We start from the raw sequence: 1,087 nt of genomic DNA on the forward strand, positions 1-1,087 counted from the left end.
CCGCGGTGTCAGGGCAGCGGGATCGACCGCAGGCCGCGATGTGTTCCCGCCTGGACAACGATATGGCCCGAGTCGCCGCCCGGGACGACGAGCGTGGGGTATTCCCCGTCCCTCGTCTGCGGGTACGGCGCGGACATGCGCGGCGCGGCGGCTCCGGTCGCCTGCGGGCCGGCGTGCAGGTCGATCGTGATCACGCGTCCTCTGACGGCGGCGTCGTTGACCGGGGTGAAGGTGACGAACCATTCGCCGGCCAGTTCTGCCTCCTCGGTGGTGGTGGCGTAACTCCACAGCCTCCGGTGGTGGACGAGGTCGTATGCGTTCCAGTCGCCGGCGCCCGGGTCCTCCGCGCTGTCCTCGAACAACACGAGCACACCGTCGGACGAGATGAGACCGCGCTCGGGCTTCAGGCTGGTGTCCTCGGCGGTCGGCAGCGGCCCGAGCGTGACCGGGTCCAGGCGCTGGAGTGGCGGGAAGGTGTCCTCGGCGGAGTACGGGCTGCCGGTGCACACGAGGTAATGGCCGCCGGAGATGAGGTTCGGGCACTCGACACCCTGGGGGCTGGTCGCCACGGCGGCGCCGGTACGGGCGTCGCGGGCGGTGACCTTCGTGCCGTCGGTGGTGTAGACGCGGCCCCCGAAAGCGGCGATGCCCCCGTACGGATCCGCATCGATGGTGCGGTGCCACAGCGTCCTGCCGTCGGACGCCCGGAAGGCGCCGAGGGTGATGATCCCGGTGGTCTTCGCCGGCGTTTCGAGGACGTAGACGGTCCCGTCCGCCGCCGCGAGAGCCGGAAAGGCGTTGCCGTCGGTCAGCCGGCGCGTCCAGGCGGCCGTGCCCGTGCGTAGATTCGCCGCGCGCAGTATCGCGCCGGAGCCGGTCACGGCCCGTTCGTCGGCCGAGTCGACGACGAGTGCGGCGTCCTTGCCGCCACCGGTCGGGGGGACGGCCCAGGTGACCTCGCCGGTGACCCGGGACCGCCCGACGAGGCCACCGGAGCCGGTGCGGCACACGATCTGATGAGCCGTCGCCCCGCAGCGGCCCTCCTGCGCGGAGAAGGAAGCGGCCCTCCTGCGCGTGGACCGCTTCC

Annotated in this window: 1 protein-coding gene; it reads right to left on the reverse strand. The window is 72.4% G+C overall.

Going from position 1 to position 1,087, the window contains the following annotated elements:
• Positions 1 to 8 precede the first annotated feature (8 nt).
• Positions 9 to 1,087, reverse strand: a 1,079-nt coding sequence (locus tag AB0I77_RS53900; protein ID WP_363290386.1) for a PQQ-binding-like beta-propeller repeat protein, incomplete at its 5' end; no start/stop codon positions are given.

It is taken from the genome of Streptomyces sp. NPDC050619 (assembly GCF_040654815.1).
GTDB lineage: Bacteria > Actinomycetota > Actinomycetes > Streptomycetales > Streptomycetaceae > Streptomyces.